The 269-nt window shown below is 56.1% G+C and carries 1 protein-coding gene; it reads right to left on the bottom strand.

Translation table 11 applies throughout. The features are described 5' to 3' along the window. Nucleotides 1-269: hypothetical protein (locus L981_RS32910; RefSeq protein WP_043627163.1), on the bottom strand; the 269-nt coding region annotated here is incomplete at both ends.

Genomic DNA, 269 nt, shown 5'->3' with positions numbered 1-269 from the left:
GATGACGTTGTTGGCATGCACCCGCTTCAAAAGGCAGCCGACCATCGGGATACGGGCCCTCGGGATGTCCAGGTAGAAGTTCTGTGGCAACTGGTACTTCGTCAGGATACCGATCAACGCGCCGCTCTTCGAAAGCTTGATAATCTCGCAACGGCGCGAACTCAGCTGTGTCATGCCCCTCTCGGTGTACTCGATGCGGGCTTCGTTCCGCGTGTCCTCCATCGGGAAGTTGGTTTCCCGATCGTACATGAAGGACTCTTCCTTGTTCA

Origin of the sequence: Ensifer sp. ZNC0028, assembly GCF_000799055.1 — a bacterium.
GTDB lineage: Bacteria > Pseudomonadota > Alphaproteobacteria > Rhizobiales > Rhizobiaceae > Ensifer.
This window is presented reverse-complemented; position numbering and strand designations above follow the sequence as displayed.